At 41.2% G+C, this 14,002-nt stretch carries 13 protein-coding genes; 6 read left to right on the top strand and 7 right to left on the bottom strand.

Annotation, left to right across the window (positions count from 1 at the left end; all coding sequences use genetic code 11):
* Nucleotides 1-220 precede the first annotated feature (220 nt).
* Nucleotides 221-748 carry a sugar O-acetyltransferase gene (locus tag H5087_RS11720; RefSeq protein WP_182672139.1) on the bottom strand — a complete coding sequence of 176 codons (528 nt, stop codon included), beginning with the start codon at nt 746-748 and terminating at the stop codon, nt 221-223.
* Nucleotides 749-907: 159 nt separating this feature from the next.
* Here H5087_RS11720 and H5087_RS11715 point away from each other — a divergent pair, with 159 nt between their 5' ends.
* From H5087_RS11715 to H5087_RS11700, 4 genes are all read left to right on the top strand, one after another.
* Entirely contained in the window at nt 908-1,672 is a 765-nt protein-coding gene (locus H5087_RS11715) for a DeoR/GlpR family DNA-binding transcription regulator (RefSeq protein ID WP_182672138.1), read from the top strand.
* Nucleotides 1,673-1,718: 46 nt separating this feature from the next.
* The gene (gene glmS, locus H5087_RS11710; RefSeq protein ID WP_182672137.1) at nt 1,719-3,539 is read left to right on the top strand and encodes a glutamine--fructose-6-phosphate transaminase (isomerizing); all 1,821 of its coding nucleotides are present in this window, start codon (nt 1,719-1,721) and stop codon (nt 3,537-3,539) included.
* 112 nt (nt 3,540-3,651) lie between these two features.
* Nucleotides 3,652-4,842, top strand: coding sequence for an alpha/beta hydrolase-fold protein (locus H5087_RS11705; RefSeq protein ID WP_182672136.1), 1,191 nt, complete (start codon nt 3,652-3,654; stop codon nt 4,840-4,842).
* 159 nt (nt 4,843-5,001) lie between these two features.
* Nucleotides 5,002-6,303, top strand: a complete 1,302-nt coding sequence (locus H5087_RS11700; RefSeq protein WP_182672135.1) for a DEAD/DEAH box helicase — start codon at nt 5,002-5,004, stop codon at nt 6,301-6,303.
* Between the two features lie 97 nt (nt 6,304-6,400).
* Here the strand turns inward: H5087_RS11700 and H5087_RS11695 are convergent, their stop codons facing one another.
* A complete protein-coding gene (locus tag H5087_RS11695; protein ID WP_182672134.1) occupies nt 6,401-7,798 on the bottom strand; it encodes a 5-methyltetrahydrofolate--homocysteine methyltransferase in 1,398 nt (465 codons plus the stop codon).
* Nucleotides 7,799-7,830: 32 nt separating this feature from the next.
* Nucleotides 7,831-10,236: a TonB-dependent receptor domain-containing protein gene (locus H5087_RS11690; RefSeq protein ID WP_182672133.1), complete on the bottom strand. Its 2,406-nt coding sequence runs from the start codon at nt 10,234-10,236 to the stop codon at nt 7,831-7,833.
* A gap of 141 nt (nt 10,237-10,377) precedes the next feature.
* Between H5087_RS11690 and H5087_RS11685 the strand changes: the two genes are divergently transcribed.
* Nucleotides 10,378-10,794, top strand: a complete 417-nt coding sequence (locus H5087_RS11685; protein ID WP_138540492.1) for a MerC domain-containing protein — start codon at nt 10,378-10,380, stop codon at nt 10,792-10,794.
* A gap of 143 nt (nt 10,795-10,937) precedes the next feature.
* Nucleotides 10,938-11,774, top strand: coding sequence for an alpha/beta hydrolase (locus tag H5087_RS11680; RefSeq protein ID WP_182672132.1), 837 nt, complete (start codon nt 10,938-10,940; stop codon nt 11,772-11,774).
* Nucleotides 11,775-11,796: 22 nt separating this feature from the next.
* Here the strand turns inward: H5087_RS11680 and H5087_RS11675 are convergent, their stop codons facing one another.
* From H5087_RS11675 to H5087_RS11660, 4 genes are all read right to left on the bottom strand, one after another.
* Nucleotides 11,797-12,699, bottom strand: a complete 903-nt coding sequence (locus tag H5087_RS11675; protein WP_182672131.1) for a homocysteine S-methyltransferase family protein — start codon at nt 12,697-12,699, stop codon at nt 11,797-11,799.
* A gap of 168 nt (nt 12,700-12,867) precedes the next feature.
* On the bottom strand, nt 12,868-13,116 hold the full coding sequence (locus tag H5087_RS11670) for a DUF3297 family protein (protein ID WP_002963088.1): 249 nt from the start codon (nt 13,114-13,116) through the stop codon (nt 12,868-12,870).
* Between the two features lie 231 nt (nt 13,117-13,347).
* Nucleotides 13,348-13,557: a cold-shock protein gene (locus tag H5087_RS11665; protein WP_007580429.1), complete on the bottom strand. Its 210-nt coding sequence runs from the start codon at nt 13,555-13,557 to the stop codon at nt 13,348-13,350.
* Between the two features lie 187 nt (nt 13,558-13,744).
* Nucleotides 13,745-13,954, bottom strand: coding sequence for a cold-shock protein (locus tag H5087_RS11660; RefSeq protein WP_182672130.1), 210 nt, complete (start codon nt 13,952-13,954; stop codon nt 13,745-13,747).
* Between the last annotated feature and the right edge of the window lie 48 nt (nt 13,955-14,002).

The following is a 14,002-nucleotide window of genomic DNA, read 5'->3' as shown; positions in this document are numbered from 1 at the left end:
TAGTGAAACGAAACAGCGCCGATGATAGTGTAGCATTTGCTATGTGAAAGTAGGACATTACCAGGCTTCAAATTGTAGAGAGCCCGACTAGAAATAGTCGGGCTTTTTTACGTCTGCAGAAAAGTAAAATACGCGCAATTAACACACACTCACAGCAACCCCTATCACGTAGGTCGGGCGAGCGTAGCGACTCCCGACGAAAAGATAACATCGGTAATAGCTATAATGTTCTTATTTCACGAGCTGGGTTACCCGCTACCACGGTATTAGGCATTACATTTTTAGTAACGACAGCACCCGCACCCACAATACTATTTTCGCCTATATTAACTCCAGCAAGAATAATAGCGCCTGCGCCAATCCATACGTTATTGCCTAACGCGATAGGTGCTGCAAAGTTTTCCTTATTAAGCCTTTTTGCTGGATTAGTAGCATGTGACACAGCTAAAAGCTGAACGTTCGGGCCTATTAAACAGTCATCACCAATGGTGATTGAGTGATTGGCTAATGGCGAGTCGAGAAGTGTGCAATTAATATTCATAAAAGTACGATCACCAATAACTATTTGATTGCCGTAATCGCAATGAAAACCTGATTCTATAATTACACCATCACCCGACTTTAAAAATAACTCTTTGATACGTTTTAAGTTGCCTTTACTTGGGCTCTTATTAAATAAACGGCAGGTTTCACCTGCTTGCTTTCGCTGTGCTAAGTATTCTTTACTGATACTGTTAAATGACTGCATTGTATTTATCTTTATAACTTAATTAGTTACAGCTTACCGTACTTTTAGTTTTATTATTATTAGAATAAAACTGTGTTTTTTTTGCTCGTTCACTTGCCATTTAAGTTGTTTCGTTTAAAATCGCGTAACTTTCGAAATGAAACTTAATTCACGAGCTTTATGACTAAACGAAACACACAGCAGCGTCGTCACAATATACTGGTTCAAGTTAATGAATTAGGTGAAGTCGCCGTTGAAAAGTTAGCACAGCAGTTTCAAACATCTGAAGTAACCATTCGAAAAGATTTAACCTCGCTTGAAAAAAGTGGTTTATTACTTCGCCGTTACGGCGGTGCTATTGCACTGCCTAAAGAAATTGTTAGCGATGAGATAGACTCTAAGCGCAAAGTGGCTATAGCTAAAGCAGCAGCAACGCTTATAAAAGATCATAACCGTATTATTATTGATAGCGGGCGTACTACGGCCGCCATGATCCCTGAGCTTGCAAATAAGCGCGGGTTAGTTGTAATGACCAATGCAATTAAAGTAGCAAGTCGTTTATTAGCACTCGAGAACGAGCCAACACTTTTGATGACCGGTGGAACCTGGGATCCACATTCTGAGTCATTTCAGGGGCAAGTTGCCGAAAACGTATTATGCTCTTACGACTTCGATCAGCTCTTTATTGGTGCGGATGGTATAGATGTAAAACGTGGCACAACAACCTTTAATGAGTTAGTTGGTTTGAGCCAAGTAATGGCAAAAGCGGCTCGTGAAGTAATTGTAATGGTTGAATCAGATAAGATTGGCCGAAAAATACCAAATTTAGAATTACCGTGGAAAATAGTAACCACATTAATAACCGACGATGGCTTGGCAGACGAAAAGCGCAAAGCAATTGAGGCGTGTGGTGTAAAACTAATTTGCGCAGAGATTATTGAATAGTAACTACAAAGTGAGTTACTAGAATTAAAAAATTAATGGAGACACTATGTGTGGAATAGTTGGGGCAGTTGCAGAACGTCCAGTAAACAAAATTTTAGTTGAAGGCCTTAAACGTCTTGAATACCGTGGTTATGACTCAGCAGGCGTAGCATTGCTTGATGGCAACACACTTAATACTGTTAAAGCAGTAGGTAAAGTAGTAAACGTAGAAGCTGCACTTGAGAAAGCAGGCGTTAGCGGTCATACAGGTATTGCACACACTCGCTGGGCAACACATGGTAGCGTTACAGAAGAAAACGCACACCCGCATGTATCAAACAACCAGCTAGCACTCGTGCACAACGGTATTATTGAAAACCACGCTAGCTTACGCGCATCGCTTAAAGAAGAAGGTTACGAGTTTCTATCTGAAACCGATACCGAAGTAATGGTGCACTTAATTCATAAGCTTCGTAAGCAGCACACTAGTTTACTTGCAGCAGTACAGGCAGCTGTTAAGCAATTTGAAGGTGCGTTTGGTACAGTTGTATTTGATAAAGCAAACGACAACGAAATCATTGTAGCGCGCTCAGGTAGCCCTCTTGTTATTGGTTTAGGCCTTGGCGAAAACTTTATAGCTTCTGATCAGTTAGCACTATTACCTGTTACTCGTAGCTTCATCTTTTTAGAAGAAGGCGATGTAGCGCGTATTACACGTGATACAGTAGAAATTTTTGACGAAAACGGCGACGCTGTAGAGCGTGAAGTGATTGAATCAAACATTACACAAGATGCATCAGGCAAAGGCGACTACCGCCACTACATGCTAAAAGAAATCTACGAGCAACCACTTGCGGTACGTAATACCCTTGAAGGGCGTTTAAACGACGACCGCGTAGCAATTGATGCGTTTGGCGAAAGCGCTCAGCAAATATTTAAAGACGTAAAACACGTGCAAATTATTGCCTGTGGCACGTCTTACCATTCAGGTATGGTTGCACGTTATTGGCTTGAGCAATTTGCAGGCGTTAGCTGTAATGTAGAAATAGCTTCTGAATTTAGATACCGTCAGTCGTTTGTTCATGAAAATAGCTTACTTGTTACTATTTCTCAATCGGGTGAAACTGCCGATACGCTAGCTGCATTACGCTTAGCTAAAGAGCAAGGTTACATGGCCTCAATGACCATTTGTAACGTACCTGGTTCATCGCTTGTACGCGAATCAGATCTTGCCTTTATGACCAAAGCTGGCGCTGAAATAGGCGTGGCTTCTACTAAAGCATTTACAACGCAATTAGTTGGTTTGTTAATGCTTACTGCGTCTATAGCTCAAGAAAAACAGATTGATCAAAGTGCTATTGTAAATGCTATAAAAGTACTACCTGCTAAGCTTGAAGAAACATTACTGCTTGCAGATGGCATTGCAGACCTTGCAGAAGAATTTGCCGACAAGCATCACTCACTGTTTTTAGGTCGTGGCTCACAATATCCAATCGCAATGGAAGGTGCGCTTAAGCTTAAAGAGATTTCGTACATTCACGCAGAAGCCTACGCAGCGGGCGAGCTAAAACATGGCCCACTCGCACTTATTGATGCTGACATGCCAATTATTGTTGTAGCACCAAACAATGAGTTATTAGAAAAGCTTAAATCAAACGTAGAAGAAGTACGCGCACGTGGCGGCATTATTTACGTATTCGCAGATAAAGATTCACACTTTGAGTCAGACGACACAATGCGTGTTATCAACGTAAACCACACTGACGACATTATTGCGCCAATTGTTTACACACTGCCATTACAGTTACTGTCGTACTACGTAGCGGTAATTAAAGGTACTGACGTTGACCAACCTCGTAACTTAGCTAAATCTGTTACGGTTGAGTAAAATCAATAGGTTATTATTTATTAGTTAAAACTAAAAAGGCGCTCGATGCGCCTTTTTTTGTACCTCAAAGCCTGTTAGATTAAATAACACACTATTTTCTAAAGGATTAGCTATGCGTTTATTCACTGCTATTTTTATATGTAGCTTATTTATAGTTTCTAATAGCACACTTGCAGAGCCTGATTTAAAACAGCAAACCATTAGCTATAAGCAACAAACGCATACTATCAATTCATTAATTTTAAATGAGCTACGTACCGTTGTAGTTCAACTTCCAAAGAGTTACCAAGCTAATCCAAACAAAGTTTATCCAGTTATTTATCGCCTAGATGGAGCGGGTAATATACCGCTTGCCAGTGCTGTTATTGAGCGCTTACAAAATGATAATCGTGCGCCTGAGGTTATTATTGTCGCTGTTGAAAGCACTAATCGACTCAGAGATTTCTATCCTACAGTGAATAAAGAGCCACAAGGCCCAGTTGGTGAAGGGGGCGGTGCGGCAAATTTTTTAGCGTTCTTTGAACAAGAGCTCATACCTTTAGTTAATAAGAACTATCGTACGCATGACTATAAAGTGATTTCTGGCGCATCTGCTGGTGGTGTATTTGCGCTATATGCGTTGCAAGCAAATCCTGAGTTATTCCAAGCGCATATTGCTTACAGCCCTGCCGTTTGGTGGAACTATGGCGCATTGGTAAAAAGTACAAAATCGTTTATAGCTAAAACGAAAGAGCTTAACAGTTACGTTTACATCAATATCGGCGAAGAAGCCGGCATAATGCGTGAAAGGTACGATGAATTACAGCAATCACTGCAATCGCATAAAGTGCGAGAGCTACGCTTCTTTAGTGATGCGTTTGATGGTGTCTCGCATAACCTAACCTCGGTTGCTGGGGCATTTAATGCCTATCACAACTTATTTTTGCCTAAACAAATGCCCATAAGTGATTTAACTGACGATGTAGCCTCTATTGATGCTTATTATCAAACATTATCTCAGCAATGGGGCGAGCAGATTGGGCCACCGGATCGCGCTGTTAGATCACTCGGTTATAACTTAACGGGTAGCAAGCAGTTTACCCGTGCTATTGAGGTATTTAAGTACAATATAAAAAACCACCCAAAATCAGTCGATGCATTTTCAGCCTTATCTTATGGCTATGAAATGCAGGGTGATACTCGCCAAGCGCTTGAACAGATGGAATCTGCTTTAGCGATTGCAGACGACTCATATCCTTATATAAATTACTTAAAAGAAACAAAAGCTAAACTACAAATAGCTTTAGGCAAAGGCGAAACATAACCACTTTTTAATCCAACTCGATTGTTATATATTTAAAGAGAAAAGGGAGTAAAAGCTTTTCTCTTTTTCTAAAACCACATTAAAATCACTAACCCCTACTTAACGGGTAATAAATACGCTAAAATTACAGGCTATTTTAGTAATGAGCCCGCACATTTTATGACCTCAGCCGCAAATCCTAGTAATTTCAACGAACTTGGCCTAATTCCAGAGCTAATTGCTCGATTGTCTGATCTTGAATACACACAACCTACACCTATTCAGGCACAAGCAATTCCGAGTATTTTGGCGGGAAGTGACCTAATTGCGGGGGCAAATACTGGCTCAGGTAAAACAGCAACGTTTGCGCTGCCAATGCTACAAAAGCTATTTGTAGAGCAAAGCGCTAAAAAAGCAGCGAGCAAAGGTAACTTTGTATCTGGGCTTATTTTAGTACCGACGCGTGAGCTTGCTGCGCAGGTGGCCGATAGCGTTAAATCGTATTCTGCTAACTTTAATGGCGCAATTAAAACGGTGGCCGTGTTTGGTGGTGTGTCGGTTAATACACAAATGCAGGCACTGCGCGGCGGCGCCGATATTATTGTTGCAACGCCAGGTCGTTTGCTTGATTTAATCTCAAGCAATGCTATTAAGCTCGATAAAGTGACGACCTTAGTGCTTGATGAAGCCGACCGTATGCTAAGCCTTGGCTTTACCGAAGAGCTGGCTGATCTTTTAGCGTTAATGCCTGCTAAAAAACAAACCATGTTGTTTTCAGCGACCTTCCCAGAGCAAGTCACTCAATTAACGCAAGAACTGTTAACTAATCCTGTTGAAATACAAGTACAAAATAAAGATGAAAGCACACTTGTTCAACGCGTGTTTACGGTAAATAAAGGCGAAAAAACTACGGTTTTAGCGCATTTAATTAAAGCGCATAAATGGCGCCAAGCACTTATTTTTGTAAACGCTAAAAAAGACTGTGAGCACTTAGCGGGTAAGCTTGAAAAGCGTGGTATTAACGCACAGGTATTTCATGGTGATAAAGGCCAAAGTGAACGTACTCGCGTAATAGAAAAATTTAAAGCCGGTGAAATCGAAGTACTTATAGCCACCGATATAGCAGCCCGTGGTTTAGATATTGCCAAACTGCCTGTTGTTATTAACTTTAACTTACCGCGTAGCCCTTCTGATTACATGCACCGTATTGGTCGAAGCGGCCGTGCTGGTGAAGTAGGCTTAGCGCTTTCATTGGTTGATTACGAAGATTTGCACCACTTTAAAATAATCGAGAAGAAAAACAAACTACGTTTAGAGCGTGAAGAAGTAACCGGTTTTGCTGTAAACCAAGCTAATCTTGATGCTGCCGAGGCGCTTAAAAATGAAAAGCCAATGGCAAAACCAGAAGGCACCGGTAAGAAAAAGAACAAAAACAAAGCCGATGATATAGATGATGTATGGAGTGGCTGGCGCCGTAAGTAACAATAGAGCTAAATAAATAGCTGTAAAAACCCGTAATTAGTAAACCTAATTACGGGTTTTTTGTTTTGTGGCTTTAACTTAAAGCGTTAGTTTTAAATTAATGGTCGTGATCTTCATCTTCTATTTCTTGTGCAATCCCTAACCAGGTAATGCTTGTAGGTGGAAAAGTTAACTCTAGCTCACTTTCAATTTCTAAGTCTTCAAGGTGTACTTGCACAACGTGCTGAGCAATAGGGTCTGCAACGTAAGCAAACTGACCATTTTGCGCCACTGTCATGCTAAAGCTCATGCCCTCTGGCATGGTTGAAACATCTTGCTCGGTAATATCAACTTGGCCTTCAAGCTCCCAATGCATTTCGCCATCATTGTCGTGTGCGCTAAATACATTTAAAAAGCCTAAGCTGTCTAATATTAAAAAGTGCTCGCCATGGGCAGAAAAAGAGTACGACACAGCACTTGCGCCATCGGCAAGTTGCCATTCTAATTCTTCCATTTGTGCTGTTACAGGGTTAATAGTTACAATTACGGCTTCGCCGCCTCCATGGCCAGACGCTACGCCAATAAAGGTCTCGCTATCTTCGTGGCCATAAATACTACCAATGCGTAAATCGCCAACGGCTGAAATGTTCGCTATTTTTTCTGCTTCGTATTCATCATCGTGCTGGTGGGCTAATAACACGCCATCGCTACAGCCAAATACTACGTAGTCGTGGTTTTGTGCAGCACCGTGTAAATCAGGACACGTCAGTTCTAAGGTTTGTTCAAGCTCATATTCACCATCATGAAAGTGATAAACACCTACTTGGTCTGGCAGTACTTTAGCAACCGATGTGCTTTCGCTGTCATCACGGCGAAGTGTTGATAATAAATGCTCACCGCGAGGCTCTGCTACACCGTGCATATTAATATCGTAGCTAATACCAGGTAGTGTTGCTGTTGCGCTTGTTATGTTGTTATCTGTTAATACTTCAACAGAGGCAACCGTACCTGAGTCTGCATCACCATCATAAAAAACAGCTAATTGCCCGTCGTGAGTTATTAAGTGAGTAGGGCGACTGCCACTTGTTAACTCATAGCTGCTAGCCGCTGGGCTTTGCTCATAATCGTGCAGGTGCTCGCCATGGTCTTCACGCCATAAACCACCATCAATAAAGCCTAAGTAATCTTGTGCTCTGCTTACAATAACGGCATAACGAAAATCAGGTGATGACGACAGCGTGTTTGAATCATTCGTAAGGGTAAATGTTTCAAGCAGAGAGTTGTCATCTAGGTCATAAAAGCTGGCTTCGTTGCTGTTGCCTGCAAGCACAGCTAATCTGCCTAATGAATCAATTGTGTAGCCATCATCATGGTCGTGATCATCGTCATGATCGTGCCCATCCTCTACAACAATAGGATCTTTTTCTACAATATTGGTCTCTGCATCGCCACAGGCTGTAATAAATGTAGTGCTAATAGCCAGTGCAATAAGCTTTAATTTGTATAGTTTTTTCATGTTTATTTCCCTTAATTATAATTTTTTAATGCTTAAAAATAACCGCGAATACCTAGCGCAAAGCTACGCCCTGGACGTGGTGCTATATCTTTTACAAACGAGCTGTGCACGCGTGCTTCTGTATCTGTTAAGTTGGTACCTCGTAGGTACACAGACATATCTTGGTTTAATACTGAAAGGTCGTAAGAGATGCTTGCATCAACCAATGTGTAACCGTCTGTGGCTGTTTCTTGTGGGGCTGTGCGGCCTTGCTTTTGATAGCGAGTAACGTGAATATGCGCACTTAATTTATCTGTTTGATAGCTTTGCTCGCTGCCAAAACGAAGCGGTGGAGTACGGGGTAAATCGCCGCCGTCTTTAAGGCGTGCACGAACGTAATCTGAGAATAAATCGACTTTAAATTCATCGGTTAATTGCCACGCAATTTGCGCTTCAAACCCGTGTAAAATTACGTCGTCTGTTTTAAATAAATAAACCGGCAGTTCTGATGAATGGTCGTGTTCGTCAGCCCCTTCTTCTTCATCGCCATGGTCGTGGCCACTTTCGGCGAATAAACCGGTGTCTATTTGGTAATAGTAATTATCTACTTGGTTGTAAAAGGCATTTAAAATAAAGCCAACATCCCCTTGGGTTTTACGCAGGGTTAAATCGATATTATTGGCTGTTTCCAAATCAATTGCTTGATCAGATAAACCCAAATGACCGTCTTCATCTAAATCAAATAGTGCACCTACTTCGTAAGTGCCAGTACCAATGTGTGGCCCAAACGATAACAATTCAGAGGCAGAGGGCGCACGTTCAGAGCGCGATACCGAAAGGCCTAAGTTATAGTTAGGTGTAAAATCCCATACTACGCCTGCCGATAAACTGATTGGGGTAAATTCATGCTCTACGTCAAATACGCGCGTAATTTCTGCACTTTCTTCGTGGTTGTGTTCGTCGGCTTCTTCTGTTTCATCGTGTGCGTGAGCGTCAATATTTGGCAGTAATACGTCGCCTGCTTCAATGGTTACACGCTCTATACGCCCACCTACTTGCACTAAAAAATCACCAAAGTGTCTTTCTTCCATTAGTGCTACAGCAAAGCTTTCGGTTTCTGATGGAGGCGTAAAGGCCTCTTCACCTTGTGCTTCAACATCGCTTTGTTTGTAATGAAAGCTAATGCCGCCATTCCACTCGCTAAACTGGTTATGTAGTAGGTCTATACGTAATTCATTTGTTTCGTTTTTAAATGTGGTGCCTACAGCGCCACCTTCAATTTCAGCGTGTTCGTAGTCGGTGTGGCCAACGCGCAGGTTTACTTTGTTTAGCCATTTATTATCTAGGTTGTACTCACCTAATAATTGCACCTTAGTTTGTTCTAAATCAGCAAATACGCTTTCTTCTTCGTCGCTGTGTTCTTCCTCTTCTTCTTCGCCGTGCGTATGGCCTGGAATGCCGTATTGACGATTAAATTGCTCTACTGCTAAGCCAATAAAGCCGTTATCCATTAAATAGCTAGCGCCAACAGTAAAACCGTCAGACTCTTCATTACTGTTTTCAACAGTGTAATCGCCGCGATGCTCTTCACCATCGCTATCTATATCGGCAGCTACAGGCACCTCGTAGTCGTCGGCCTCACGCCAAAATGCATCGGCGTAAAAAGCCACCGAGTCTGTGCCTGTGGTGGCATTAAACGAGGCTACTTTTTGGTTATCTACCGAGTTATGCTCTACGTTCCACTCGCCGCGTGTTGTGCTGTCGGTTGGTACACGGCTATCTACCACATTAACTACACCACCAATCGCTCCGCTACCATAAAACAGTGTTGCTGGGCCGCGTAATACTTCAATTTGTTGTGCGGTAGATGCTTCTGATGCAACAGAGTGATCGGGGCCAACGCGCGAAACATCGCTTACATCGAGGCCATTTTGAGTAATAAGTACACGTGGGCCGCTTAAACCACGAATAATTGGTGTACTGGCTACTTTACCGTGAAAGTTAGTATTAACACCTGGGAGTTTTTCAAGGCTGTCGCCAAGGGTTGCAGCTTGTTGTCGTCTTAGTTGTTCGCCAGATAAAACGCTAACAGGTGAGGCAGATTCCATTGCCGACATATGAATAGGGGTTGCTTCAATATCAATAACTTCAATAGGCGAACGCTTTAAATTAAACGTAACCGATTGGTTTTCATCATTCGTTATTGTTATATCGCGATGAAGGTGAGCATATCCAGGGGCTACAACGTGAAGTTCTTTTAAGCCATTGTTTAGTTCTGCTATAAAAAATTTACCGTTGTCGTCGGTGGTGACTTTAAGGTCTGAGCCTTCAACTTCTATGGTTGCATTGGTAACTATTTTACCTTGATTGTTTAAAACAACGCCTTCAATTGTGGATGCCAGCACACTTGCTGGTAATAAAGCTGCGATGAGAACAGCTAATTGTGATCTAGGTTTCATTTGACTACCTTGTTAGATGTTATATTATATCAATTATGCGAGAAATGTTATAATGTATCAATAGTAATTAACTGTTGTTACTAAAATGTCTCCTTGAAGGTAACGCTTTTGAGTAGAGGCACTAATTTAGTAGAGGAAATAATGAAGTCGAGTCAAAGTGTTATGGATCGTATGGCGATCGGGTTATCGTTAATGTGTACAGTACATTGTTTTGCAACCCCGGTTATTTTAGCGCTATTGCCAAGCTTTGCTGTACTGCAAATAGATAGTGAACAATTTCATTTATGGATTCTTGCAGCTGTATTACCCACCAGTTTATTAGCATTGAGCTTAGGCTGTAAAAAGCACAAGCGTAAACGTTACATGGCCTGCGGCGTTATTGGACTGTCTTTTATGATATGTGCGGTATTGCTAGGGCATGAAATAGCCGAAAAAGCGCTAACCTTAATAGGCTCAGCGTTTATTGCTGTGGCTCATTGGTTTAATTATCAACAATGCCTTAAACAAAATGATGATAATTGCCCGTGTTCAGGCGATGAATCTGATCAGGTAGCTTAGCGGTGTTAGTGCTACAAACAACTAACGTGTAGCACTGCCTTTCAAAGCTCGGAGTTTAAATTTTTAATAGCCTAAAGCTAAAAGTGAGTTAAAGTAATCATCTAATATTGGTTTATTACGCTTGGCTTAGGTTAATTAATTTAATGAATACTGCTTTAAAATCCCTGCTGTTACTTTGCGCTTTAATGTGTTTTAAATTAAGCGCAAATACCCCGTACCAAATCCCTAGAAGCAGCGTTATTGAGCTCACTGAGCCCGTGACCAATCGGGTATACCCTGTTTTTATTCAGCTTCCTAAGTCATATAAAAAGCACCCTGAAAAAATATATCCAGTTATTTATTTAACCGATGCGCCGTATACGTTTCCTATTGTGGCAGGTGCTACACGGTTTCCTATGAATAGCGGAAAAATGCAGCAGGCTATTATTGTGGCCATTAGCTACGAAAAAGGCTCCACAGGGTCTAATAGCCGAATTAGAGACTACACACCAAGTAAGGCTCAAAGCTGGAAAAAACAAACCGGTAACGCTCAAAACCATGCGCTGTTTTTAAAAAATACGGTACTGCCATATATAGAAAATACCTACCGAGCAAGTAGCACACATAAAACCTATATAGGTAACTCTTTAGGTGGATTATTTGGCGCCACTATTTTATTTACGATGCCCGACTTATTTAACAATTATATTATTGGCAGCCCATCAGTTTGGTTTAATAACAATGCAATTTTAGCGCTACAAGCACATAAACCTAAAGTGCCTACAAAGGTTTATATATCTGTGGGAGCAAAGGAAACCCCAAGCTTTGGTGAAGGGCAAAACATGGTGGAAGGGGCAAAGCTGCTAGCGCAAAAAATTAATGCACTTAAAAGTGACAATATTGAATTAAAAAGCGTTGTTATTGAAGGGGCGAGCCATGCAACCGCTTTTCCTACTACAGCAATTCAAGGGCTTGATTGGGTAACAACAAATAAGCCCTAATATTTATAAAAGCACTAAATGCCTAAGCGCTTTCAAGTTCCTGTTTCCAGTTTGCCAGTACTTCAATAAACTCTGGGCCAATACCACAGCAGCCGCCGATAATGCTTGCGCCCTGGCTGTGCCACTTTTTAGCAAAGCCTAAGTATTCTGAAGGTAAAATATCGCGGTACGCTTGCGAGCCTTCGTTGGCTTTGTAGTCGCGCGCTATAGGTGTAAAGCCATTAGCAAAAGCGCCTAAAATAACGCTTTTATTTTGCTTGGCTAATACCGCGTTGGTATCGCTAAAGGCTTGCTCTATAACCTCAGGAATTGAGCAGTTAAAGAAAATACCCGCAACATTTTGTTTAAGCAAAGCCGCTACTGCGTCACTTACCAGTTCATCAGAGCGAAGTTTAGCTTGCTCGCTTATTTCATCATTTAAGGTAAATGCGTAATAACATGGCTTGTTTGAGCCTTTAAGTACGCTTGCCATAACGTGCGCTTCTTCAATGCTCGATATGGTTTCGCCAATCCATAAATCTACATACTCGTCTTGCGCTTTATATAGCGTATCTAAAATAGTAAATGCGCGCTCGCTTTCAAATAGTTCAGGGCGGTAAGAGCCAAATGCGGGTGGTAATGAACCTGCTACTAATACATTTTGTTTAGCGTTTTGAGCTATTTCTTTTGCGATGACCGCAGCTTGCTTTGCAAGAGCTGCGCCTTGAGCTTGGTATAGCGCTTCACCTAAATGAAAGGGCACACAGGCATAACTGTTAACCGTAATTATTTCAGCGCCTGCATCTATAAAGCCTTGATGGGCTTGTGCTACAAAGTGTGGGGCTTCTATAAGTGCTTGTGCACTCCAAAGTGGCTGTGAGAACGGTGCGCCAATGCGCTTAAGTTCACGTCCCATGCCGCCATCTAAAATTGTTACCTTTTTCACTTATGGACTTCTATATGTCTAAATAGTATGGCGCTATTCAAACATATTTTTTAAAAAATCATAATGAAACTTCATCAGGTTGGGCATGAAAAAAGCTCAACCTATTAAAAAGGCACAAAAAAAGCGACTACCCAATATGGTGTCGCTTTTTTAGTAAGTAGTATTAGCTTACTTATAAAAGGCTTCAACAGTGCCTTTTCTTGTAAGTAACAGTGGTTGTCCGCGACGATCAAGGCCTTTTGGAGATGCAAACTTTATCCAACCTTCGCTGATGCAGTATTCTTCAACATCAAAACGCTCTTTGCCGTTGAACGTGATACCAATATCGTGTTCAAAAACTTCTTCCACATGATGTGGGCTACGTGGATTAATAGAAAGGCGATCTGGTAAAGCAGGTTTTGCGGTAGTGTCGTTCATGGTCATATTCTATATTGAATGAAGTATGCGCTATTGTAGGCAATACAAAGCTTTCGCTCAAGAGAGATAGTAGTAAATGTGTTTAAAAATGCACTAATTAATGAGTTGCGGATACAAATGAGATGGCGCTTGGAAAATATGTATAGAAGGGGATTTTGACGATATTTGACTAAAAATTATATAGATAAGTATATTAATGGGCTATTGCTAACCCATTAAATTGTGTAGCAGTTAGATGCTAACAATGTTCTCGGCTTGTGGGCCTTTTTGACCTTGAGTAACAGTAAACTGTACACGTTGGCCTTCAGCTAAAGTTTTAAAACCGTCGCCAGAGATTGCGCTAAAATGTGCAAAAACGTCTGCGCCAGATTCTTGCTCGATAAAACCAAAACCTTTTGCTTCGTTAAACCATTTTACTGAACCAGTAGTTGTATTAGACATAATATGTATCCTAAAAAATTAATATAAGTGTGCCTGAAAAGAGGCGATTGAGCCGGAAAAAATAGTTAACTTGAGGATATCGCGTAGGATTATTACTAAAACAACTCGGTACTAACAAATAAAACAAAACTTCTTTCAAACTAGTATTCAAAATGGGTTATTGCTAACCCATTAAATTGTGTAGCAATTAGATGCTAACAATGTTCTCGGCTTGTGGGCCTTTTTGACCTTGAGTAACAGTAAACTGTACACGTTGGCCTTCAGCTAAAGTTTTGAAACCGTCGCCAGAGATTGCGCTGAAATGTGCGAAAACATCAGGACCAGATTCTTGCTCGATAAAACCAAAACCTTTTGCTTCGTTAAACCATTTTACTGAACCAGTAGTTGTATTAGACATAATATGTATCCTAAAAAATTAATATAAGTGTGCCTGAAAAGAGGCGAT

Origin of the sequence: Pseudoalteromonas sp. SR43-7, assembly GCF_014163785.1 — a bacterium.
Classification (GTDB): Bacteria; Pseudomonadota; Gammaproteobacteria; order Enterobacterales; family Alteromonadaceae; genus Pseudoalteromonas; species Pseudoalteromonas distincta.
Note: the sequence above shows the minus strand (reverse complement) of the source record. Positions and strands in the feature narration are given on the sequence as shown.